This is a genomic window from Actinoplanes lutulentus (genome assembly GCF_003259845.1).
Lineage (GTDB): Bacteria > Actinomycetota > Actinomycetes > Mycobacteriales > Micromonosporaceae > Actinoplanes > Actinoplanes lutulentus.
This window is the reverse complement of sequence record NZ_QLMJ01000014.1, coordinates 144,789-166,412: the sequence shown is the minus strand read 5'-3', so window position 1 is coordinate 166,412 and position 21,624 is coordinate 144,789. Positions and strand designations below refer to the sequence as shown.

The 21,624-nt window shown below is 68.6% G+C and carries 20 protein-coding genes and 1 tRNA gene; 6 read left to right on the top strand and 15 right to left on the bottom strand.

The window, feature by feature from the left end; translation table 11 throughout:
* Positions 1 to 85: 85 nt before the first annotated feature.
* The 5 genes from B0I29_RS27600 to B0I29_RS27580 all read right to left on the bottom strand — a co-directional run bounded on the left by B0I29_RS27600 (position 86) and on the right by B0I29_RS27580 (position 2,863).
* On the bottom strand, positions 86 to 604 hold the full coding sequence (locus B0I29_RS27600; RefSeq protein WP_111652009.1) for a DUF6226 family protein: 519 nt from the start codon (positions 602 to 604) through the stop codon (positions 86 to 88).
* Positions 605 to 660: 56 nt separating this feature from the next.
* The gene (locus B0I29_RS27595) at positions 661 to 861 is read right to left on the bottom strand and encodes a DUF397 domain-containing protein (protein ID WP_111652008.1); all 201 of its coding nucleotides are present in this window, start codon (positions 859 to 861) and stop codon (positions 661 to 663) included.
* Positions 862 to 1,078: 217 nt separating this feature from the next.
* Positions 1,079 to 1,273 carry a DUF397 domain-containing protein gene (locus tag B0I29_RS27590; RefSeq protein WP_111652007.1) on the bottom strand — a complete coding sequence of 65 codons (195 nt, stop codon included), beginning with the start codon at positions 1,271 to 1,273 and terminating at the stop codon, positions 1,079 to 1,081.
* A 51-nt stretch (positions 1,274 to 1,324) separates the two neighbouring features.
* Positions 1,325 to 2,317, bottom strand: coding sequence for a helix-turn-helix domain-containing protein (locus B0I29_RS27585; protein WP_245972770.1), 993 nt, complete (start codon positions 2,315 to 2,317; stop codon positions 1,325 to 1,327).
* 108 nt (positions 2,318 to 2,425) lie between these two features.
* Complete coding sequence (locus B0I29_RS27580; protein ID WP_111652005.1) at positions 2,426 to 2,863, bottom strand: DUF6232 family protein; 438 nt, start codon at positions 2,861 to 2,863, stop codon at positions 2,426 to 2,428.
* A 414-nt stretch (positions 2,864 to 3,277) separates the two neighbouring features.
* On the opposite strand from B0I29_RS27580, the gene B0I29_RS27575 reads away from it, so the two are divergent.
* Entirely contained in the window at positions 3,278 to 3,733 is a 456-nt protein-coding gene (locus tag B0I29_RS27575; RefSeq protein ID WP_111652004.1) for a DUF2231 domain-containing protein, read from the top strand.
* A gap of 53 nt (positions 3,734 to 3,786) precedes the next feature.
* Here the strand turns inward: B0I29_RS27575 and B0I29_RS27570 are convergent.
* Positions 3,787 to 3,860 (bottom strand) — tRNA-Thr (locus B0I29_RS27570).
* Between the two features lie 82 nt (positions 3,861 to 3,942).
* On the opposite strand from B0I29_RS27570, the gene B0I29_RS27565 reads away from it, so the two are divergent.
* A complete protein-coding gene (locus B0I29_RS27565; protein WP_111652003.1) occupies positions 3,943 to 5,694 on the top strand; it encodes a metallophosphoesterase in 1,752 nt (583 codons plus the stop codon).
* Here B0I29_RS27565 and B0I29_RS27560 read toward each other — a convergent pair.
* Positions 5,660 to 6,532, bottom strand: a complete 873-nt coding sequence (locus tag B0I29_RS27560; RefSeq protein WP_111652002.1) for a PSP1 domain-containing protein — start codon at positions 6,530 to 6,532, stop codon at positions 5,660 to 5,662. The two genes, B0I29_RS27565 and B0I29_RS27560, sit on opposite strands and share 35 nt — an antisense overlap.
* Positions 6,533 to 6,675: 143 nt before the next feature.
* Between B0I29_RS27560 and B0I29_RS27555 the strand changes: the two genes are divergently transcribed.
* Positions 6,676 to 8,220 (top strand): hypothetical protein, encoded by a 1,545-nt coding sequence (locus tag B0I29_RS27555; protein ID WP_146616897.1) that lies wholly within the window; start codon positions 6,676 to 6,678, stop codon positions 8,218 to 8,220.
* 39 nt (positions 8,221 to 8,259) lie between these two features.
* Here the strand turns inward: B0I29_RS27555 and B0I29_RS27550 are convergent, their stop codons facing one another.
* The 3 genes from B0I29_RS27550 to B0I29_RS27540 are packed head-to-tail and all read right to left on the bottom strand — an operon-like array spanning position 8,260 to position 9,481.
* On the bottom strand, positions 8,260 to 8,856 hold the full coding sequence (locus tag B0I29_RS27550; RefSeq protein WP_111652000.1) for a hypothetical protein: 597 nt from the start codon (positions 8,854 to 8,856) through the stop codon (positions 8,260 to 8,262).
* Positions 8,857 to 9,153, bottom strand: coding sequence for a hypothetical protein (locus B0I29_RS27545; RefSeq protein WP_111651999.1), 297 nt, complete (start codon positions 9,151 to 9,153; stop codon positions 8,857 to 8,859).
* A gap of 1 nt (position 9,154) precedes the next feature.
* Positions 9,155 to 9,481 carry a YbaB/EbfC family nucleoid-associated protein gene (locus tag B0I29_RS27540; protein ID WP_111651998.1) on the bottom strand — a complete coding sequence of 109 codons (327 nt, stop codon included), beginning with the start codon at positions 9,479 to 9,481 and terminating at the stop codon, positions 9,155 to 9,157.
* Between the two features lie 1,034 nt (positions 9,482 to 10,515).
* Between B0I29_RS27540 and B0I29_RS27535 the strand changes: the two genes are divergently transcribed.
* The gene (locus tag B0I29_RS27535; protein WP_111651997.1) at positions 10,516 to 11,709 is read left to right on the top strand and encodes a DNA polymerase III subunit delta'; all 1,194 of its coding nucleotides are present in this window, start codon (positions 10,516 to 10,518) and stop codon (positions 11,707 to 11,709) included.
* Between the two features lie 4 nt (positions 11,710 to 11,713).
* Here B0I29_RS27535 and tmk read toward each other — a convergent pair whose 3' ends face one another.
* Positions 11,714 to 13,741, bottom strand: coding sequence for a dTMP kinase (tmk, locus tag B0I29_RS27530; RefSeq protein ID WP_181557994.1), 2,028 nt, complete (start codon positions 13,739 to 13,741; stop codon positions 11,714 to 11,716).
* A gap of 218 nt (positions 13,742 to 13,959) precedes the next feature.
* Between tmk and B0I29_RS27525 the strand changes: the two genes are divergently transcribed.
* Positions 13,960 to 15,165 (top strand): amino acid deaminase/aldolase, encoded by a 1,206-nt coding sequence (locus B0I29_RS27525; protein WP_111651995.1) that lies wholly within the window; start codon positions 13,960 to 13,962, stop codon positions 15,163 to 15,165.
* Positions 15,166 to 15,169: 4 nt separating this feature from the next.
* Here the strand turns inward: B0I29_RS27525 and B0I29_RS27520 are convergent, their stop codons facing one another.
* On the bottom strand, positions 15,170 to 15,799 hold the full coding sequence (locus B0I29_RS27520; RefSeq protein ID WP_111651994.1) for a TetR/AcrR family transcriptional regulator: 630 nt from the start codon (positions 15,797 to 15,799) through the stop codon (positions 15,170 to 15,172).
* A gap of 115 nt (positions 15,800 to 15,914) precedes the next feature.
* Here B0I29_RS27520 and B0I29_RS27515 point away from each other — a divergent pair, with 115 nt between their 5' ends.
* On the top strand, positions 15,915 to 17,213 hold the full coding sequence (locus B0I29_RS27515) for a D-arabinono-1,4-lactone oxidase (protein WP_111651993.1): 1,299 nt from the start codon (positions 15,915 to 15,917) through the stop codon (positions 17,211 to 17,213).
* Here the strand turns inward: B0I29_RS27515 and topA are convergent, their stop codons facing one another.
* The 3 genes from topA to B0I29_RS27500 form a co-directional block, all read right to left on the bottom strand.
* The gene (gene topA, locus B0I29_RS27510; protein ID WP_111651992.1) at positions 17,214 to 20,012 is read right to left on the bottom strand and encodes a type I DNA topoisomerase; all 2,799 of its coding nucleotides are present in this window, start codon (positions 20,010 to 20,012) and stop codon (positions 17,214 to 17,216) included.
* Between the two features lie 208 nt (positions 20,013 to 20,220).
* Positions 20,221 to 20,994 carry a hypothetical protein gene (locus B0I29_RS27505; protein ID WP_111651991.1) on the bottom strand — a complete coding sequence of 258 codons (774 nt, stop codon included), beginning with the start codon at positions 20,992 to 20,994 and terminating at the stop codon, positions 20,221 to 20,223.
* 18 nt (positions 20,995 to 21,012) lie between these two features.
* A complete protein-coding gene (locus tag B0I29_RS27500; RefSeq protein ID WP_111651990.1) occupies positions 21,013 to 21,543 on the bottom strand; it encodes a hypothetical protein in 531 nt (176 codons plus the stop codon).
* Positions 21,544 to 21,624: the final 81 nt, after the last annotated feature.

Genomic DNA, 21,624 nt, shown 5'->3' with positions numbered 1-21,624 from the left:
GGGGCATTCGGCCGGGGATGAGCAGCTGCCGGGAACCGCCGATGACCGCAGCTGCCGGGACTGCCCGGCTGAATCGTTGGGGACGTTATGCCCGGACCTGCCAGGGTGCCCACTGCACTGCGGCAGCGAAGCCGCCACGGCGGGCGTCCCGGGCGCCGGCCGCGGAGAGCGGGCCCTCGTGGCCCTCACTGACTCCGGTGCCGATCAACCTGGTCTCGAACCACGATCCGCCCACCCCGCGACGGACGCGCTCCCACAAACCGCCCTCGATCAGTGCGGCGGCATGGGCACGCAACCGTTCCACCAGGCCTCTCGGGTCTTCGGCGCAGGTGTCGCAGGTGCAGGTCGGAAGAGACTCCTCCCACCATCGGCCGAGCCGGAGGATCAGACCCGGCCCGGTGAAGTGGATCGCCAGTGGCGCTCCGGCGGGAGAACGGGGGATGAGCCGGACGGTCCGTACGAGCGCGTCGTCGAGCCCGAACGGTTCTTTGGTCTCGCGGCGCTCCACCAGGCAGCGCTCGGAGAGTTCGTCCAGCAGGATTTCGGCCGCATCGTGGAGCACCTTGAAGCGGTCCGAGTCGGTGGCGTGCTGATAGCCGTCCACCAGTGCAGTATGCCGCTCTCGGCCAGCGGCGCTGAGTGGCTTCGGGCGAAGCGGCCTCATTCGAAACCGAAGTCCCCGGCCTTGACTCCGGCGACGAACGCGTCCCATTCGGCTCGACTGAAAGCCAGGGGCGTGACATGACGGTTCTTGGAGTCCCGAATCAGGACCTCATCACCGGCCTTTGCCACCTCGACACATGCCCCACTGGCACATTGTCTACTCCGTCGCCAGCGCGGCCCTTCCGCCTTTTTGATCATTTGTACGCACCTCCATGACGGCTCGAATCCACGGTAAGCGAATGAACCGGACGTGGGCGGCTGCGTACATGAGTGAAAACAAAACGACGCCGCTTATCACCTCAAATGTGAGGTATGCGGCGCTCGTTCGGGATGAAATATGAATTTTGTGAGTATTTTTTAGACCGGCCCGCCCTGACTTCTACCATTCACACGCAGGGCGGGCAGGTCGACGACCTCAGAAGCGGAACTCGCCCGCGTTCACGCCCGACACGAACGCTTCCCACTCAGCTTTCGTGAAGCTCAGCGGCGTGACCTCGGGATTCTTCGAATCACGGATCAGGTATTGATCGTCGACCTTGGCAACCTCGACGCAGGTTGACGTGGCGCAACGGCTGCTCTTCCGCCATGCGGGCACGGTTGTCTCTCCCATTGTGGACCTCACGTTTAGATGCCGGACCTGTCAAGACGGCCCCGGCCTTGGCTATCGGATTTCCCCTGGCGGTTGATCAATTCCGCCGCCTTCGAGGATTACAATCTGTCGCTGAATGAATTCGATCGTGTCTTGCTCATCGGCGACTTCTTCCCAAACCTTGTCGTAACGAGCGCGGTGTTTCGCGGTCGCTTCGCGGTCTTCGATCATTTCGTCACTCAGACCGGTCTCCCGGTAGAGGACCTCGCCCTCGCTCAGAACGAGGAGGTCGAAGCTTGCGTTGTTGGTCACTGACGCATCGATGGAGAACGGCACCATCCGCACCCGGATCGTGCCCGCTTCCGCGTGCTCCAGCAGGTAACGCAGCTGCTCGGCGAAGATCCGCGGGCCGCCGATGGTGCGTCGCAGCACGGACTCGTCGAGCATCAACATGAACTTGACCTGGCTGCCGGATCTGGGGAGCAGAGCCTCGCGCCGCTTGGTCCGGGCCTCGATGCGCAGGTTGCGCTCGTCCTCGGAGAGCTCGTCCTCGAACCGGGTCATCAGTGCGCTGGCGTACGCGGTGGTCTGCAGCGGGCCCGGGATGTAATAGATCGCGTACGAGCGGATCTCGGTGGCTTCGATCTCGTACTCGATGAGCTTGCGCATCGGGTCGGTGAGGTTCTCGCGGAACTCGGGGGTCTGGTACCACGCCTGCCGTTGCCGCGTGCGGGCGATCCGAGTGTCCGCGAGAAGCGCCGCGGTGGTGGCCTTGTCCTTGATGCCGAGGAGTACGAGCAACGGGCGCAGATCGTTCGGGGAGATGCTGACATCCCCGTTCTCGATCCTGATCACCTTGCTCGTCGACCACTCCATGGCCTCGGCGACGTGTCCCTGAGTGAGATTTGCTCGCTCGCGCGCTTCGCGGAGCGCGAGGCGCACCCGCCGGCGTGCGATCGTAGGCGAATCGCCCTCAGCCATGAGTCCTTCAACGTCGAAGTCGGGGTGTAACTGAAAGTAATGAATATCCTGCGAGGTGCCACCTCGCAGATTGCCAACTGGCACTCAGCGAGGTCGCGGACATCCTATTACTGTCCTATCAGAACGACAGGCGCAACGTGCGGTTTTGATCAAATAGAGATCTCACCCGAGAGGTATTCGCGAAATACCTGGTCACGCGGCGGCTAGCCCGTACCCCCAAGGCGTCCGGCCGGTGTCCTCCATCGCGCGCCGCAGTGCCCGGCTCACCTGGTTGAAAACGCGGGCGTCGGCCGAGGAGTAGAGCACGACAGCCTGGTTTCGGTACTGCGCGTGAAGCTCCCAATGCCTCGGTTTGCGCCAGATGGCGACTACAGCGGGTGCTGAGACGGCGACGAAGCCGGCCACGTACCACGTTGGGCTCGTCATCAGGCTCCAACCGGCGACCGCGGCGAACAGAACGCCGACGGCGAGCGCGGGAGCGAACGGCCGCATGCGCGAGGGCGCCTGGACCAGGCCGACATTGCGCAGGTCTCGCACGGTGAAGGTGTGCTGGTTCGAGACGGTTATCCAGACGAATTGATCGTCGGTCACCATGGCGTCGGGCCCGGAGTAATAGGTGCGTGTGCGCATGGCGAACTCCTCTTCACTTTCCCTTGCGAGGGGGAGGGGAGCGGACCACCATTGGCGCGAAGGACATCCCCGGCCTCGCGTGCCGCAAATGATCTTCAGGCGAGAAGCAAGATCAGTGCCGTGAATCAATAACAGTCGTGAAGAGCGACAACGGCACCCGTTTGCCGCCGGGTGCCGTTGTTTGTCTCTCCCTCCGACTCCACCCCTTTGTTGCCGTATTCGTAGTACAGCACGCCACAACGCTGTCCGCCATCACTCAATCTGCCATGTTGCAGATTGCGTACAAGCCGCTAAGCCCTCTGTGGGCACGGCCACGCTCGCCGCGTCGGCGTTTCAGCCCTCAGCGGACCGGGTAGCCCAAACTCGGATGCCGCGACGAATCTGTATTGACGCAGGTGGGAAGGCGAATGCCGAATGGAGAGCCGATTGAGTGTCGCGGGGCAGGCGGTACAGCCGATCTTGGTGATGTTCCCGCTGGGCCTATTCGCGATGGCCGTATTGTTCGATATGGCCGACTTGCTGGGCGGCCCTAGCATCTTGGGCGCACTGGCCTACTGGAACATCATCGCCGGGCTGGTCGGAGGGCTTCTCGCCGCTCTGGCCGGAGCTGTCGACGTCATGTTCGTGCACAACCCCGACACGCGCCGCCTCGGCGTGCTGCGCGGCCTGATCAACATGGGCGTACTGGTGATCTTCGCGGTCATCCTGATGCTCCGCGTGCACACCCCCGACCGCGTGGTCGGCGGCGGCCTCTTCGCCGTCGAGCTGCTCGCGTTCGCTCTCTCGATCTTCGGCGCCTGGTTCGCCAGCGAACTGGCAAACGGCCGAGCCCCAGCCTTCGCCCGAGCCGCAACCAGCAGCCGCGCGTGACCCAAGCTCCAGAAATGACGAAGCCCCAGGTCTGTGACCTGGGGCTTCTTCTGAGCCGCCTGACGGAATCGAACCGTCGACCTACGCATTACGAGTGCGTCGCTCTAGCCGACTGAGCTAAGGCGGCAACGAGAAATCAGTGTACGGCATGTGTCCGGCGGCTCGGAGCGGGGGACGCCAGATGCCCCGCGCGTGACTAGGATCAGTCGATGTCCTTCGTTCCACGACAGGATCCGGCGGAGTCCGAGCAGACCGTCCCTGATCGGCCTAGCAGCATGGACCCTCAGGAGCTCGGCTTCACGCCTAAAGGGCCGATCGGCTGGCTGGCGCCGCTTCTGCTGCTCAGCACCGGTCTGCGGGCGCTGCTGGCGATCCTCTTCGGGGCCTACCTGGACAAGCGTGAGCTTCAGAACGCGCTCGACGACGACGTCTTCGATCACTCGGCGACGGCCGACGGTGATCTGTGGCTGGACTATGTGGCGGATCTCGGCGACGGGTTCGACGCCACGTATTCGATGGCGCACCTGCTCGCCCGGCCCGAGCTTGAAGTGGACGGTGACCTTCTCCCCCGTGGCCGGCTGCTGTTGATGGGCGGCGATCAGGTCTATCCGCTGGCCAGCGGCGACGGTTACGAGAACCGGATGAAGGGCCCGTACCGCGCGGCCCTGCCGGAGGCGCCGGCCGGCGAGCCGCGGCCCACGCTTTTCGCGCTGCCGGGCAACCACGACTGGTACGACGGACTGACGGCGTTCCTCCGGCTCTTCGCCCGCCGCAAGGACGGCCACATCGGCGGCTGGCGCACCGAGCAGCGCCGGTCATATTTCGCGGTGAAGCTGCCGGCGAACTGGTGGCTGTTCGCGGTGGACGAGCAGTTCGGGGCGTACATCGACGACCCGCAGCTGCTGTATTTCGAGCGGGCCGCCGAGGGGATCGGGCCGGACGACCGGGTCGTCCTGATGACGCCGTCGCCGACCTGGGTGAAGGCGGCGGACGCCCCGGAGGAGTACGACGCGGTCGACTACTTCATCCGGACGATCCTGGCGCCGACCCGGGCGCATGTCCGGGTGCTCGTCTCCGGCGACCTGCACCACTACGCGCGGTACAGCGGCGAGGACCGTGAGCTGATCACCTGCGGGGGCGGCGGGGCGTACCTGCTGGGTACGCAGAATCTGCCGGACGAGCTGACGGTGCCGCCGCGGGAAACGCTGACGCGCAGCAAGAGCCGCAGCCGGACGTACCAACTGGCCGAACGCTTCCCGGACGCGGCGACGTCGCGCAAGTGGGGCTGGGGTGTCTTTCACCGGCTGCCGCGCCGCAACGCGGGGTTCGCCACGATGCTCGGGATCATCCAGACGCTGACGATGCTGGCGATGGCCGGCGCCGGAGCGGCCAGCCAGGGCGGGAGCATTCAGCGGCTGTTCACGATTCCGCTGGTCCTGATGCTGGTCATCATCATGGCGGCGACGATCCTGTTCGCTCAGCCGCCGGGTGCGTCCTCACCGAAACACGTCCGGCACTGGATTCTCGGGATCCTGCACGGTTTCGCGCAGATCGCCCTGGCTGTCGGTGGCACGTACGTCTGGCTGCGGCTGGAGTTCCGGCTGTGGGAGTGGCCGGGCCCGCTGGTGGTGGCGGCGGTCGCCTACGGTCCGTTGATCGCGGTGCTCGCCACCCAGCTGACCGCCGTCTACCTGCTGATCGCGGCCAGCTTCGGGGTGAACCACAACGAGCTGTACGCCGGCCAGGGCATCGAGGACGGCAAGAGTTTCCTGCGCATGCACATCGACGCGGACGGGACGCTGACCATCCACCCGATCGGCCTGCGCAAGGTCTGCCACGAGTGGGTGCCGGACCCCACGGGCACGCCTGCGAGCCCGTGGCTTCGGCCGAAAACCCCGCTCGACCCGCACCGGATCGAGCCGCCAATCAAGGTTGCTGGGCCGAGGGCGCCTCGTCCGTAGAGTTGTATTCGGCGTCGTGAGCCTGGCGCGGACCGCACACCGAGGCCCGGCTGCACGAGCAGCGCGACCCGTCGGCGTCGAGCCGGACGACGACGGCGTCCTTGGGCACGCTGTGCCCGACCACACGGCCGTCGCCCTCGGGAGTGGTCACCCGGGTGCCGACCGCCGGGGCTGAGGCCTGGAATTTCGCGTACAGCGGGTGTTCGTATTTCAGGCAGCACATCAGCCGGCCGCAGGCGCCGGAGATCCGCAGCGGATTGAGCGGCAGGTCCTGGTCCTTCGCCATCCGGATGGTGACCGGCTCGAAGTCGGTGAGGAACGTGGCGCAGCACAGGTCACGTCCGCAGGAGCCGATGCCGCCCTGCACCCGGGCGGAGTCGCGGGCGGAGAGCTGACGCAGCTCGACCCGGCAGTGCAGGGTGGCGCCGAGGTCGCGTACCAAAGATCGGAAGTCGACCCGGTGCGGCGCGGTGAAGTAGATCGTCGTGCGCGCGCCGCCGGGTGAGTCGCCCTGCTCCAGGACGTGGTCGACGGCGACGACCTTCATCGGCAGCTCATGTGCCTTGATCAGTTTCTTGGCGGCGACTTTCGCCTCGGCCTTGCGTTTGCGCAGCAGCTCGTCGCGGCGCAGGTCGCGGTCGTCCGCGAGCCCGGCGACCTTGGGGAAACCGTCGGTCTCCTCGCTGACCCATTGCGGCGCCCAGACGCACTCCGCCACCTCGGGACCGTCGTCGGTCGGCACCAGAACGCGGTCGCCGACAGCCGGGGTGAACCCGTTCGGATCGAGGTAGTAGAGGCGGCCGTACCGGTTGAAGCTGACCGCGCACAGCATGCCCATGCGATCAACCCTACGACCCTCGGCAAGCCGTACCAAATGCCGGTTTTGAACTACCCGCGAGGGTTGTCGCATTGACGTTACGCAACCGGCCTGATCGACATTCGTTGGCCAGTCCCGTAGACGCCGCCTCGAAAGGACCCTTCATGACATCCGCCAGGTCGGTGATCACCAGTGCTGTCGCGCTGGGTTTCGCGGGCGCGATCACCGTGCCGTTGCCAGCGCTCGCCCATGCCTCGTCCTGTGCCAAGCCCGGTAGTCACGCCGCGCAGTCGTCGGCCCAGCTGCTGCGGATCAATCGGCTCGAGCTCGGGGCGGTGGCAACTCCCGCGACCCGGTCCTCCCCCGGCGGCTCCGCGGACAGCGGTGGTCAAGGCGGGTGGGCCGGCTCCACCTCACCGGCCGCGGCCCCTGCGGTGCCTTCCGGTGGTGCCGCGAGTCCCGCTTCTGCATCTCACGGCAAGGGCTTCGGGCGTACGCACGAAAGCGCACCCGCGGTGAGCGGAGTCGCCCTGGGTGACGCCCGGAGCGTGTTGATCGCGAACGGCTCGGTCAAGTCGGCGGCGGCGTCCCGGGCCCTGGACGGACGGGTCGCGGGCGGCGCGGCGCGCGGCAAGCTCGCGGGCGGTGCGTCGCGCAACGACCTGGTGGCGCAGCAGGCGCCGCCGGGAAACCGCAAGGCGAGCACGCGGCTGCTGGGTGCGAAGCGTTTCGGGCCGCTGCGGGCCGGTTCCGGGAACCTGTCCGCGCAGGCCCGCTGGAACGACGGCCTGGCCTGCGGTTCGACCACCGGCGAGGCGTCGACGTCGTCGGCGGAGCTGAACCAGGTCACGCTGACCGGCGGCGGAAACCAGTCGCTGGTCCGCGTGCCGGACAGGTTCACCGCGTCCAGCACCACCGGCGTGCGGCAACGCGGCGGCAAGGCGGAGTCCGTGTCGACCACGACGCTGGCCGCCGGGCGGCTGATCCTGGCCGACGGCGAGGTGCGCATCCGGGTGCTGAGGGCGGCGACGCTGCGGGTCAGCATGTCGAGTGGCGGGCGGGGCGAGGTCGATTACCAGCCGCCGGTTGTCGAGGTGACCCAGAGGGACGGCAAGCCGACGCTTCTGAACACTCCGGGTGACTACAAAGAGATCACCCTGGGTGAGGAAGCGGTGCCGCTGGAGTCGCTGCCGGCCGGGTTGACGGCGGCTGACCCGCTGCCACTGCCGTCGATCCCCGGATTGCCGGCACTGGGCGATGTGGAAAGCACTCCAGCGGGTGGTGCAGCCGGTGGCGACAGTGGCGCGAGGCTGCGCATCTCGCTCGGTGCGGCGCGGCAGGCGACGAAGGGCAGGGCCATCGCGGCGCGAGCAACCGCGGTCAAGATCTCTTTGGTACGCGGAAACGACGATCGCGATAAGTCCGGATATTCCCGGGCGGTCGTCGCTGATTTAGGGCTGGGCAGGCTTGAAGGGGCGGCCGTGGCCCCGAAGCCTCTCGCCGATGCTCCTGGCGGCGGCGCTGTCTCCGATGGTTCCGATGGTTCCGATGTTCCCGGAGGGTCCGGTTCCGAGGCGGCCGGCGTCGGCGCGGCCGGGCTGCCGATCACCGGGCCGGGTGCGATCCCGTTGCTGCTGGCCGGTTCAACCCTGGTGATCGGCGGGGTGTGCGTTTTCCTCCTGAGCAGCCGCCGGCGCCGGGAAGTCTGAAAGCGCACACTGTGGACGGTTCCTTCTGAACCTCGGCAGTCAGTTTTGCAGGGAAACCGAGTGGTTCAGGAGGGTTTCGCCTCGGTCGTAGCTGTCGGCCACGGTTCGCAGAAGCGGGGTGGCGACGGCGGCCGCCAGGCGGGCCTCCTCGTCGGGCGGCAGGGTCTCCGTGGTGAGCGTTACCGCTTCCGCGGAGACCAGCGCGGCGGCCAGCATCGCCGCCAGGTCGCCGCGGGAGCGGGCCATCCAGCTCGTCAGCGCGTCCGCGAAGTCGGCCGTCGCTTCCATCCGGCGGCCCAGGCTGTCCGGGCCGCCGTTCAGGTGTTCGGCGGTGCGGCGACGTGCACGTTCGTACGCGTCGGCGGCCTCGCCCTCCCACGCGCCGGCCAGCGGCAACGCGTCGGCGACCGACGCGTACGCCCGTGCGTTGGCACGTAGCTCGGGCACCGCGTCGCGGATCGCCTCCGGGTAGAGCGCGCCCACCGCCCGCGCCGCGTCGCCCGGCAGCAGCCGGACCCGGCGCAGCTCGGTCCAGACCGGATGGCCCTCGGGCGCGCCGACCGTGGAGAGCACCCGGTCCACCCGGTCCAGCAGAGGGCTGGCGGCGTCCAGCAGGTGATCCAGCCGGTCCATCATCTAGAGCCCCCGCTGGAACCTGTGGCGGACCGTCTCGTCGGTATCGGCATAAGAACGGGCCCCGGACCGCACCGACTGGGCGATCTCGGACAGCGAAACGGAGGCCGCAGCCGCTTCCCGTGCCCGCGTGGCGAGCACGGAGGTCCAGCCGGCGTAGAGCGCGCGGCCGATCCGCCCGGGCCGGCCCGAGTCGTCAGCCCCGAAAACGGCCGCGGCGGGTGCCAGCAACGGCATCTGTCGGTCCATCGTCGACAGAACAGCCGCGGCATTGTCGATCTGGTCGGCGAGTCGGTCCACCTCAGTGCCCCTCCAGCGTGCGGAATGATCCGAAAACTTCGCCGTGCAGTTTTTCTCTCGCCCAGCGGGCGGCCTCGGCAGCGCTCACCACGGCGGCCTTGATCTCCGCCGCGAATTCGGCTGGATCACGATGGCGCAGTTCGCCGTGCAGCCGTACATCCACAATGGCCCCGGCAGCGGTGACCACGACCTCGATCGACCGGTCCGGCGAGTGCACCGAGACGGAATGCGCGGCCACCGCCCGATCAAACTCGGACCGCAGGTCTTCGACGCGCCGGTATCGCTCGATCGCCTCGTCGATCCACGCCTCGTCGATCTCGCGGGCCATTCCGGCTCCTCACCGCGTGTCATGCCGCCGTAGCGTTCCGGCATCAGACCGTACCGCTTCGGTGACGGTCCCGCTACGCCGCAACCGGGTCCTGTGGATAACTCTGGGCATAGCGACCGAGGGTAACCGTGATCCCGATCAGGGTGACCGAAAGTAGCGGCCGGGGTGGCGGGGGTGGCGGGGCTGGGCCGCGGGTCAGGCGAGACGAGGGCCCACGGTGGGCCGGCGGCCCGGCGAGCCACGAGCACACGGTGAGCCGTCGACTCGGCGAGACACGAGCACACGGTGAGCCGCCAGCTCGGCGAGACGGGGGCCCACGGTGAGCCGCCAGCTCGGCGAGACACGAGCACACGGTGGGCCGGATGGCCCATTTGGCGTCACTTTCCGCCGGGCCTCACGGAGGGTGCGTACCCGGCGAAGGGTGCCGCTGGCGTCGGCCTGATCTTGGAAACCTGTGGGTGCTCTGACCCCCACAGGTTTCCGCAAAGCCATCACTCTCCACCGTTGCGGTGACGGCGCGTCACCACAAAGCTCGCGGACCACACGAAAACGACCCGTCACGCCGCCCCTGCCCGGGATCTTGTGAGTTTGTGGTCGATCGGACGGCCGAACCGCACAAGATCTGGAGCAAACGCCTCGCAACGAGAGCCGCCGCGCTGACCGAACCCACTCTCAGGTCCACAAAACGGCAGAATTCGGGTGCTCACGGCCGCGTTGCCGCCTCTACACCACCGCGAGCACAGCCAGCTCACACGACTGACCGGCCTCGCACGACCACGAGCACACCGTGTGCTCCCGGCACGCGCGCGGCAACGGACAAACACGAGCGGCAACGGACAAGCGGCGGCGGCAACAGGCGAGCACGCGCGGCAACGGGCGAACGCGGGCGGCGGCGGGCGAGCGCGGGCGGCGGCGGGCGAGCGCGGGCCATTACCCCGTACCCCTGGGGTTGGAGCCTGCAGCTGGGCGCCTGGAGGGACCCGGGGGTGACACGGCGTGCGGGGAATGTCGGGGTGGGGCAATACCATCGTCGGGTGGGTGATGTCTTCGCGGAACTGGTGGGGCAGGACGAGCCTGTCGAGATGCTCCGCCGGGCGGCTGCCGCCGCGGCTCGGGCGATCGCGGGTGACCCCGCCGGCGCCGGGGGCATGACGCATGCGTGGATCTTCACGGGGCCGCCGGGGTCGGGGCGGGCGACGGCGGCGCGGGTGTTCGCGGCGGCGCTTCAGTGTGAGCGGGACGGGGTCGGCTGCGGCGAGTGCCACGGGTGTCACACGACGCTCGGCGGGACGCACGCTGACGTGCGGATCGTGGTCTCCGAGGGGCTGTCGATCGCCGTGCGTGACATGCGGGCGCTGGTGATGCGGGCGGCGAGTTCGCCGTCGGCTGGGCGGTGGCAAGTGGTGATCGTCGAGGACGCTGACCGGCTCGGTGAGCGGGCGAGCAACGCGCTGCTCAAGGCCGTCGAGGAGCCGTCGCCACGGACCGTCTTCCTGCTGTGCACGCCGTCGGTGCATCCGGACGACATCTCGGTGACGATCCGTTCGCGGTGCCGGGTGGTGCCGCTGCGGCAGGCTCCGGCGGCTGCGGTCGCCGAGGTGCTGGCCAACCGGGACGGGATCGATCCGGAGCGGGCCGCCTGGGCGGCCGCCGCGGCGCAGGGTGACGTGGACCGCGCCCGGCAGCTCGCCACCGACGAGCACGCGCGCCTCCGGCGTGAGGAGGTGCTCGCGGTGCCGCGCAGGCTGAGCAGCATCGGGGCGTGTTTCGACCTGGCGCAGGCGATGGTGAACTCGGCACGGCGTGAGGCGGCCGACGCGGTCGCCGAGTCCGACGCGGCGGAAAAGGCCGCGCTGGAGCAGGCGCTCGGCGCGGGCGGCACCGGGCGGGGTGCGACCACTGCCATGCGCGGTTCGGCCGGCCAGATCAAGGAGCTGGAGAAACGGCAGAAATCCCGGTCGACCCGGTCGCAGCGTGACGCGCTCGACCGTTCGCTGAAGGATCTGGCCGGTTTCTACCGCGACGTGCTGATCACCGGGCTGCGGGCGCCGGTCGCCGTCGTGCACGCCGACATCGAGCAGGTGTCCGCGGCCGCCGCCGAGCGCTGGTCGCCGGAAAGCGTGCTGCGGCGCCTGGAAGCCGTTCTGGCCTGCCAGGACGCCATCGAGCGCAACGTCAAACCGGACATCGCCCTGGAAGCGATGATGGTCACCCTCTGGCGAGGGTGACCCATCAAGAAGGAGCGTTCTCCGGGTACGCCTCATCGACCTCGCTGAGCAGCCCGGCGAGCCGCGTCGTCACCGCAGTGGCCAACTCGTCGACCGGGCGGGACGCGTCCAGCACCAGGTAACGCTTCGGGTCGGCGGCGGCCAGGTCGAGGAACGCGTACCGCACCCGCTCGTGGAAGGCCCGTGACTCGCTCTCCAGGCGGTCGGCGCCGTCGCCGCGGGAGTCGACCCGGGTCAGCCCGACGCCGGGTTCGACGTCCAGCAGCACCACGAGGTTGGGCTTGAGCCCGCCGGTGGCCCAGGACGACAGCCAGGAGATTTCCTGGACAGGGAGGGTACGCCCAGCGCCCTGGTAAGCCAGCGAAGAGTCGACGTAACGGTCGCTGACCACGACAGCGCCACGGGACAGAGCCGGCCGCACGACGGTGGCGACGTGGTGTGCCCGGTCGGCCGCGTACAGAAGTGCCTCGGCTCGCGCTGAAGGCGCGTCCTCGACCTTGTTGAGCACCAGGCCGCGGATCCGGGAGCCGAGGTCGGTGGCGCCCGGTTCGCGGGTGACGACCACGTCCCGGCCCTGTTCGCGCAGCGCCTCCGAGAGGAGCGTGACCTGGGTCGACTTGCCCGCGCCCTCGCCGCCTTCGAAGACCACGAACACGCCGGCCTGCACAAACGACTCGGCCGGTGAGAGCGGGCGCCCGCGCAGCGAACCCCACAGGTCAGCGAGGACCGGCACGCCCTTTTTGTCGTCCATCTGGCGGAACGAGCCGATGCCGACCCAGATGCCGATCGCGCCGCCGACCAGCAGCAGCACCCGGGTGGCGGAGACGTCGACGCTGAACGCGCCCAGGTCGACCCGGCGGGAGCTGCCGAGACCGACCAGGACACCGGACAGGGTGATCGCCAGCAGCAGGACCATCCGGACGCCGATCTGCACGACGGCGAAGACCCGGCCGCGCAGTTCGTCGGCGATCTCGGCGTACAGAAGGGTGGTGCCCGCGAGGAACGCCATGCCGGCGCCGGCGCCGACGAGCAGGGCGCCGACCAGCGCCATCGACAGGTGGAAGGCCAGGCCGAGGAACATCACCGAGCCGCTGGCGAGCACGATGTTCATGCCGAACCAGCGACGCCGGGAGAGATCCCGGACGATCATCGGGCCGAGGCCGATGCCGAGCGCCAGGCCCATGAAGATCGTGCCGAAGAGCAGGTAGAACGCGGCTTCACCGGCGCCGAGCGACACCGCGTAGGTCCGGGCCGCGCCGATGACGATGCCGCCGGCCGCGAACGCGCCGAAGATGCCCACCACCAGGCCGCGGACCATCGGGGTGCTGCCGATGTACTTCCAGCCGGCGGTGAACTGCTTGCCCAGGGTCTGCTCGGCGGCCTGTTCGCGGGCCGCGCTCTTGCCGCCGATCTCCTTGATGCCGAAGAACACCACGATCGCGGTGGCCAGCCGGGAGAACGCGTTGATGTAGAGCGCGATCTGCACGGGCTGCGCCCAGTCCGGCAGCGAGGCGCCGGACTGCTGCAGGCCGGCCGTGAGCGCGGAGAGCAGCAGCGCCGCCAGGATCGGCGTGATCCCGTACGTGGTGATCAGGGTCAGCTGGTTGGAGATCTCGATCCGCGATTTCGGGATGAGGTTCGGAACCGCGGCCTCCTTGGCCGGGATCCAGATCAGCGTGATCGTCTCGCCGAGGAACGTGGCGATCGTGGCCCAGGCCACGGTGAGACCGGGTGACCCGCCGAACAGCGGGACGAGCGGGATCGACAGGTAGATCACGAACCGCAGCAGGTCGACGATGACCATCGTGTAGCGGCGGTCGAAGCGGTCGGCGATGACACCGGCGATCGGGCCGAGCAGCAGCGCGGGCAGCAGGCGTACGGCGATCGTGCCGCCGAACGCGGCGCCCTGTGCCGCCGGGTTGTCGAACTGGGCCGAGGCGAACAGGCCGGTGGCGAGGATGCCGATCCAGTCACCGAACGACGCCGCGGCGAGGACGAGCCAGAGCCGGCGGAAGCCTCGGAGCCGGAGCACGGAGCGCAATGCTGCCGCTCCGGACAGGTCGACGGGGCCACTCTCCTGGCGGTTTTCCGTACTGATGGCCCTTACCTCCCGTGGTCACTGCTCGGAGCACTGTAACCGGCCGCCGCAGCTCACCGGGGGTCCGGCGGCTCCAGCCCGGATCCGCACGTTCGAGTGGCGCAGAGATGAATGTCTTTCGCGTTACCCCTTCGAGCGGTTAACGTACTGACGTGCTCACTGACCGCATTGCCCTGCGACAGCGGCTCGACAAGGCCACCGACCACCTGGAGACCCCGGTCGCCGCGGTGGATCTGGTCGCCTTCGACGGCAATGCCGCCGAGTTGACGCGCCGCGCCGCCGGCAAGCCGATCCGCGTCGCCAGCAAGTCGGTGCGCTGCCGGGCGCTGCTCGAACGAGTGCTGGCCCGGCCCGGATGGCGGGGCGTCATGTCGTACACGCTGCCCGAGGCGATCTGGCTGGTCCGGGCCGGTGTGACCGACGACGTCCTGGTGGCGTACCCGACGGCCGACCGGACCGCGCTGCGCGAGCTTGCCGCCGACCCGTCGCTGGCCGCCTCCATCGCCATCATGGTCGACCACCCCTCTCAGCTGGACCTGATCGACCAGACTTCGGCGCCGGGGTCCCGGTCGCCGATCCGCCTCTGCATCGACGTGGACGCCTCCTGGAAGCCCGCGGGGCCCCTGCACGTCGGCGTCCGGCGCTCGCCGGTGCACTCGGCAGCTCAGGCCGGCACGCTGGCCCGCAAGATCGCTGCTCGGCAGGGCTTCAAGCTGGTCGGGGTGATGTCGTACGAAGCGCACATCGCCGGCGTCGGCGACGACCCGCCCGGCCGCGCGCTGCGGGCACGGGCCATCCGCCTCATGCAGAAGACCGCGCTGCCCGAGCTTCTGAGCCGGCGCGGCGCTGCGGTCGACGCGATCCGGCAGCACGCCGACCTGGAGTTCGTCAACGGCGGCGGGACCGGCAGCGTCGCCGCGACCAGCGCCGACCCGTCCGTCACCGAGGTGACCGCCGGTTCCGGCCTGTACGGCCCGACGCTCTTCGACTCGTACCGCAACTGGAAGCCGGCACCGGCCGCGTTCTTCGCGCTGTCGGTGGTCCGCCGGCCGGCGCCGCGGATCGCGACCGTGCTGGGCGGCGGCTGGATCGCGTCCGGTCCGCCCGAGGCGTCCCGGCTGCCTACTCCGTACCTGCCGGAGGGCCTGAAGTTCAAGAGTGACGAGGGCGCCGGCGAGGTGCAGACGCCCCTGCTCGGCACGGTCGCCGACGGGTTACGGCCCGGCGACCGGGTCTGGTTCAGGCACGCCAAGGCCGGCGAGCTGTGTGAACGCGTCAATCACGTACAACTGATCGACGGTGACACAGCGACGCCGGCCCCCACGTACCGCGGAGAAGGTCATGCCTTCCTGGGGTGAAACCTCAGGCTTTGACGTGGCGGTGCAGGTATTCCCTTATCAACGCTTTCGCCTCGATGAGCACCGCTTCGTCACCCGACGGGTCACGACGGAACGCCAGCTTGATCAGCGCGTCCGCCGCTTCCACCGAGATCTGCAGAGCGAACCGGAGCCGAACCCGGTCGATCAACTGGAATTGCTCGACCAGAAGCTCGGCCAGGCGCTCGGCGATGACCGCGTTGTTGTCACGGTCGGAGTCGAGCAGGTGAAGATCAACCACATCGCCGAAGTGCAGCGTCCGGAAACCCGGAACACTGCGGTGCATGTGGATGTACCCATCGATCGCCGCATCGACGGCGTCCCACCAATGGGTGAACGTCTCGCTGGCGAATCGATCGGAAAGACTCTGGAGGTACGCATCCATGTTGCGCAACGCCAGAGCCTGAACGATGGCCCTCTTGTCGGGGAAGAACTGATAGACCGAGCCGATGGCGACTTCGGCGCGCTCGGCAAGCAGGGTGGTGGTCAGTCCTTCATAACCGACCTCATCCACCAGCTCGGCGCAGGCGTCGAGCATGCGCTGTACCCGGGCAACGCTTCTGCCCTGCACCGGAACCCGCCGCAGCGGTCCGGTGCTGACGGTTGGTGTCGACACGCGTCGCCACTCCCTCTCAGCAGTATTAAAAAGAACGTTACTCGGATCAACGAGCGAGGCGCATCGACGGGACGCCGTGTACCGGTGTCCGCTCGGATGGAGGACAAAAGCCGGAATGACTACACCCGTTAACGCTCGGCGCTGGACCAACTGGGGACGCAACCAGGAGTCCGTCGCGGAGCTTCTGACCCCCGGCAGTGTCGACGAGGTAGCAGCCTCAGTGAACCAGGCCGCGGCAAACGGGCGGCGCGTGAAAGTGGTCGGCAGCGGCCACTCGTTCACTGCGATCGCGGTCGCCGACGACCAGCGGATGACCGTTCACCGGCTCAACCAGCTCGTCTCGATCGACGGCCCGCTCGTCACCGTGCAGGCCGGGATGCACCTGTCCACTCTCAACGCACTGCTCGCCGCCAACGGGCTGGCCATGCCGAACCTGGGCGACATCGACGCGCAGACGGTCGCCGGCGCCATCTCCACCGGAACGCACGGCACCGGCGCGGCACACTCCACCCTGGCGTCCAGCGTGGAGGCGGTGACCATGGTGACCGCGGCCGGGAAGGTCGAGCACTTCACCGCGGACGCACCGGAGTTCCAGGCGGTCCGGCTCGGACTCGGCGCGCTCGGCGTACTCGTCGAGGTGACGCTGCGGTGCGTGCCCCAATTCGTGCTGCGTGCCGACGAGGAGCCGATGGCGCTCGCCGACGTGCTGGCCGGCATCCAGGAGTGGATCGGGAGCAACGACCACGTCGAGTTCTACTGGTACCCGTACACCGATCGGGCGCAGCTCAAGCGCAACAACATCGTGGACGTGCACGACAAGCCGCTCTCCAAGTTCCGCAGCTGGCTCGACGACGAGTTCCTGTCCAACACGCTCTGGGAGGGCGTCTGCAAGCTGGGCCAGCGGCTGCCCGGGACGGTTCCGTCGGTGAACTCGTTCGCGGCCCGCGCGCTGAGCCCTCGGTCGTACACCGACCGGTCCGACCGCGTCTTCTGCTCGTCGCGGCGGGTGCGGTTCACCGAGATGGAGTACGAGATCCCGCGGGCTGCGCTCCCCGAGGTGCTCGACGCCCTGCCCCGGATCTACGACGTGCTGCCGTTCAAGGTGCAGTTCCCGGTCGAGGTGCGGTTCACCGGGCCGGACGACGTCTGGCTGTCGCACGGGTACGGGCGGGAGTCCGCGTACATCGCGGTGCACCAGTTCATCGGTAGCGAGTACGAGCCGTACTTCCGGGCTGTCGAGTCGCTCTGCGAGCCGCTGGGTGGCCGGCCGCACTGGGGGAAGCTGCACTATCGGGAAGCGGCGAACCTTCGTCCGGCGTACCCAAGATTTGATGATTTTGTGGCGGTTCGCGACCGCCTGGACCCGGTCCGGGTCTTCACCAACGATTACCTGGACCGGGTGCTGGGAGCCTGATCACTCAGAGGACGCCGCAGCCTTGCGGGGGGCCGCCTTCTTCGCGGGGGCGGCCTTTTTCGCCGGAGACGCCTTCTTGGCGGCGGTCGCCTTCTTCGCCGGAGCCTTCTTGGCCGCCGTCGTGCCGTCGGCTGCCTTCTTGGCGGGCGCCTTCTTCGCGACGGCCTTCTTCTTCGGAGCCGGGCCCTTCGCGCGCTTCTCGGCGAGCATCTCGGACGCTTCCGCGATGGTGAGCTCTTCCGGCGTCTGACCGCGCCGCAGCGACGCGTTGTACTCGCCGTCGGTCACGTAAGGGCCGAACCGGCCCTCCTTGATGATCATCGGCTTCTCGGTCGCCGGGTCGTTGCCCATCTCGCGCAGCGGCGGCTTGGCCGTGCGGGACTGACGGGTTTTCGGCGCGGCCAGCAGGGCGAGCGCTTCCTCCAGTGTGACCGTGAAGAGCTGGTCCTCGCTGGCCAGCGACCGGAAGTCGTCACCACGCTTCACGTACGGCCCGAAGCGCCCGTTGTTCGCCAGGATCTCGTTGCCGTCCGGGTCCTTGCCCACCGACCGCGGCAGTTCCAGCAGCTTGAGCGCCTGCTCCAGGGTCAGCGAGTCCGGCGTCTGCGTCTTTAGCAGCGAAGCCTTGCGCTCGCCACTCTGCACGTACGGCCCGAAGCGGCCGGACTTGAGCTGGACCGACTCGCCGGTCGCCGGGTCGTCGCCGAGGCTGCGCTCGCCGCCGCCACCGAGGAAGAGCTCGTCGACCTTTTCCGGGGTGAGCTCGTCCGGCGCGACACCCTCCGGGATGGAGGCACGGTCGCCCGGCGTCTCGTCGTCCGCGCCCGGCAACTCACGCTGCAGGTAAGGCCCGTACCGGCCGACCCGGACCACGATGCCGCGGCCCTGCTCGTCGGTGTAGAGCGGGATCGAGTTGACAGCGCGGGCGTCGATCGCGCTCAGGTTGTCGGTGACCATCCTCTTCAGGCCACCGGCCCGGGCGATCGCGTCGTCCGCGCCCGGCGTCTGGCTGCCGAAGTAGAAGGAGGTGAGGAAGTCCAGCGCGGCGTGGTCGCCACCGGCGATGTCGTCGAGCTGGGTCTCCATCGAGGCGGTGAAGTTGTAGTCCACCAGCCGCGGGTAGTGGCCTTCGAGCAGGCCGATCACGGCGAACGCCAGGAACGACGGGATCATCGCCTGGCCGCGCTTCTCCACGTAACCGCGGTCCTGGATGGTCCGCATGATCGACTCGTAGGTCGACGGGCGGCCGATGCCCAGCTCTTCCAGCGCCTTGACCAGCGAGGCCTCGGTGTAACGCGCCGGCGGCGAGGTGTGGTGGCCGACCGCGGCGAGCTCGTCGGCGGTCAGCGGCTGGTCCTTCACCAGGTTCGGCAGGCGGCGCTCGGCGTCCTCGGCCTCGGCGGTCTCGTCGTCGGACGACTCCACGTAGGCCCGCAGGAAGCCGGGGTCGGTGATGGTCTTGCCGGAGGCCGAGAAGTCGACCTCTTCGTTCGCCGTGGAGATCGCCCGGATGCGGACGCTCACCGAGTTGCCGACCGCGTCGGTCATCTGCGAGGCGATCGTGCGCCGCCAGATCAGCTCGTAGAGCTTGAACTCGTCGGTGGTCAGCTCCTTGGCGACCTCTCCCGGCGTGCGGAAGTTGTCACCGGCGGGCCGGATCGCCTCGTGCGCTTCCTGCGCGTTCTTCACCTTGCCGGTGTAGCGGCGCGGCTGCGGCGGAACGTTGTTCGCTCCGTACAGCTCGGCGATCTGGCGGCGGGCCGCGGTCAGAGCCGTCTCGGAGAGGTTCACCGAGTCGGTACGCATATAGGTGATGTAACCGTTCTCGTACAGCTTCTGCGCCGTGCGCATCGTCTGCGAGGCGGAGAACCGCATCTTACGGGCGGCTTCCTGCTGAAGCGTCGAGGTGATGAACGGCGCGTAGGGCCGGCGCCGGTACGGCTTCTCCTCGACCCGGGTGACAGTGAACGGCCGGTCCTCCAGGCGGGCGGCGAGCCCTCGGGCGCCGTCACCGTCCAGATGCACCACACCGGCGCCCGGCTTGACCTTGCCGGTGGTCGGCTCGAAGTCCTTGCCGGTGGCGATCCGGTCGCCGTCCAGCGCGATCAGCGTGGCCTGGAAGCTGCGGGCGCCCTCGACCTGGCCCTGCACCGAGAGGGAGGCCAGGATGTCCCAGTACTCCGCGGAGCGGAACGCCATGCGCTGCCGCTCACGCTCGACCACGATCCGGGTGGCGACCGACTGCACACGCCCTGCGGAGAGCTTCGGCATCACCTTCTTCCACAGGACCGGGCTGACCTCGTACCCGTACAGCCGGTCCAGGATGCGGCGTGCTTCTTGTGCGTCCACCAGGGAACGGTCGATCTCACGCGGGTTCGCCACCGCGGCCTGGATGGCCGGCTTGGTGATCTCGTGGAAGACCATCCGCTTGACCGGCACCTTGGGCTTGATCGTCTCGACCAGGTGCCAGGCGATGGCCTCGCCCTCGCGGTCCTCATCGGTGGCGAGGAAGATCTCGTCCACCTCTTTCGACAGCTTCACCAGTTTGGCGATCTGGGCCTTGCGGTCCGGGGAGACCACGTAGAGCGCCTTGAAGCCGTTGTCGACGTCGACACCGAGCCGGGCCCACGCCTCGTCCTTGTACTTCGCGGGGACGTCGGCGGCGTTGCGCGGCAGGTCGCGGACATGACCGAAGGAGGCCTCGACGAAGTAGTCGGGGCCCAGGTAACCGGCGATCGTTTTGGCCTTCGACGGAGACTCGACGATGACCAGACGGGTCGTCCTGGCGTTACTCGGCACGGCACTCCCAGCTATCGATACTCGGCGCTCCCCCACTTGCCCGGCGCTCTTGCCCGGCGGAGCACAGATGTTCAACGTAACGCGCCGGACGGGCCTGCATTCCCCGGGAACCCCGCAGCCGGATGGTAACGGTCCGGCCACCGCATGCGTCCGACCGCGACACCGTACACCGGGAAACCGGTGTCGTGTCGGACACAATCCCGGAAGATCACGCGGCCGCGCTGCCTGGCCAAACCTCCTGCGGCGCTGCTGACGGACGCTCACCGACCAACTCCGCGAGTCGCGTGAGCCGCCGCCGGCCGGTGACGAGATAGATCCGTCCATCATCCGACACCCGGCCCGCCAAACCGGCCCGGACCAGCGCGGCTTCCACCGGAAGAGGATCTTTCTCCGGGTCGAGGCCCAGCGCGTACCCGCCGGCTTGGGGTCCGCCTGCGGCGGCCACCCAGAGCCGTAGCCGAGGTCCGCTGAGGAAGAGCTGGGCGGCGGCCTGCGGCCACCCGTTCGCCAGGGCGTTCAACCTTCGGGAGTACGCGGTACGAACCTCGAAAAGCTGCTGGACAGGCTCCGGGTCGTCGGCGAGTTCGTCGTGTTCGTCACTTTCACTGGGTTCTTGTTCACTGGGTTCTTCTTCGCCGGGTTCTTCTCTAGCGGGTTCCGCTGGCTCTTCGGGTTTCTCGACCGGCTCCCAGCCCGCGGCGAGTCCGCGTGCGACGAATTCGCCGACCAGCACATGCACCCGCCAGGCGGCATCCACCTGGACCGAGACCCGGGCCGTGCCACCCATCCGGCCGAGCTTGCCGGGGCCGGCGAGCAGCCCGGCGAGATCGGCCGGCGACGGCTCGATGGTCTCCGCGCCGAACATCGTCAGCTGGCGGCCCGGCCGCCCGCCCACCGAACCGCGCTGGATGATCCTTTTCGCCACCGGGACCGGCGGAGGAAGGATCTCGCGCGGTATCAGCGGCCACCCCGCGTCGGTCATCTCACCGGAGCTCCGCGCTCATTGGCATTCCGGCAGGGAGTCGAAGGCCTGCCTCAGCTCGACCGACTCCAGTTTCGTGGTGTCGAGGCTGCTCTTCTCGTAATCCGTGGTGAGCCGGTCGAGCACCTTGCTCACCTCGGCGTAGAAAGCGTCGGCTGGCCGGGTGGCGAGCGCCTCCACGCCGGTGCGTGCCTGCCCGTACGCGTCGCGGATCCCGGCCAGCGAGCCCAGGAACCCGTCGGCGATCTCCTGGCCGTCGTCCACGGCGGGCACCCCGGCGCGCTCCACACCGGCTCTGGCCTGCTCGCTCGCGGTAGCCGCGCCGTCGAAGAGACGGGCCAGGTTTTCTCTCGCCTGGCCGGGTGTCGTGCCCGCTGTCATCTGCGCCTGCGCCCGAGTCGTCAGCGAGTCGATCTCGCTGCGCCACGGGTTCAGCGAGGTGCAGACCAGGGCGGCCCAGGCCTGTGCTCCGGGCTGCCCGGAACAGGCGCTCAGCGGCACGGCGAGCACGAGAACGAGAGCCAGGGAGATCGGTCGGACCGCGCGCATGGGAGCAGAGTACGGCCACCGGCGGACACTCCACACGCCTCGATCGAGTCATAGCGAAGGGCACCCGGAGACCGGGTGCCC

Bases quoted from the DNA above. Each gene is read 5' to 3' on its own strand.
- B0I29_RS27595 (WP_111652008.1), bottom strand. From the start codon at position 861: ATGATCAAAAAGGCGGAAGGGCCGCGCTGGCGACGGAGTAGACAATGT.
- B0I29_RS27590 (WP_111652007.1), bottom strand. From the start codon at position 1,273: ATGGGAGAGACAACCGTGCCCGCATGGCGGAAGAGCAGCCGTTGCGCC.
- B0I29_RS27580 (WP_111652005.1), bottom strand. From the start codon at position 2,863: ATGCGCACACGCACCTATTACTCCGGGCCCGACGCCATGGTGACCGAC.
- B0I29_RS27575 (WP_111652004.1), top strand. From the start codon at position 3,278: ATGGAGAGCCGATTGAGTGTCGCGGGGCAGGCGGTACAGCCGATCTTG.
- B0I29_RS27565 (WP_111652003.1), top strand. From the start codon at position 3,943: ATGTCCTTCGTTCCACGACAGGATCCGGCGGAGTCCGAGCAGACCGTC.
- B0I29_RS27560 (WP_111652002.1), bottom strand. From the start codon at position 6,532: ATGGGCATGCTGTGCGCGGTCAGCTTCAACCGGTACGGCCGCCTCTAC.
- B0I29_RS27555 (WP_146616897.1), top strand. From the start codon at position 6,676: ATGACATCCGCCAGGTCGGTGATCACCAGTGCTGTCGCGCTGGGTTTC.
- B0I29_RS27550 (WP_111652000.1), bottom strand. From the start codon at position 8,856: ATGATGGACCGGCTGGATCACCTGCTGGACGCCGCCAGCCCTCTGCTG.
- B0I29_RS27540 (WP_111651998.1), bottom strand. From the start codon at position 9,481: ATGGCCCGCGAGATCGACGAGGCGTGGATCGACGAGGCGATCGAGCGA.
- B0I29_RS27515 (WP_111651993.1), top strand. From the start codon at position 15,915: ATGACTACACCCGTTAACGCTCGGCGCTGGACCAACTGGGGACGCAAC.
- B0I29_RS27505 (WP_111651991.1), bottom strand. From the start codon at position 20,994: ATGACCGACGCGGGGTGGCCGCTGATACCGCGCGAGATCCTTCCTCCG.
- B0I29_RS27500 (WP_111651990.1), bottom strand. From the start codon at position 21,543: ATGCGCGCGGTCCGACCGATCTCCCTGGCTCTCGTTCTCGTGCTCGCC.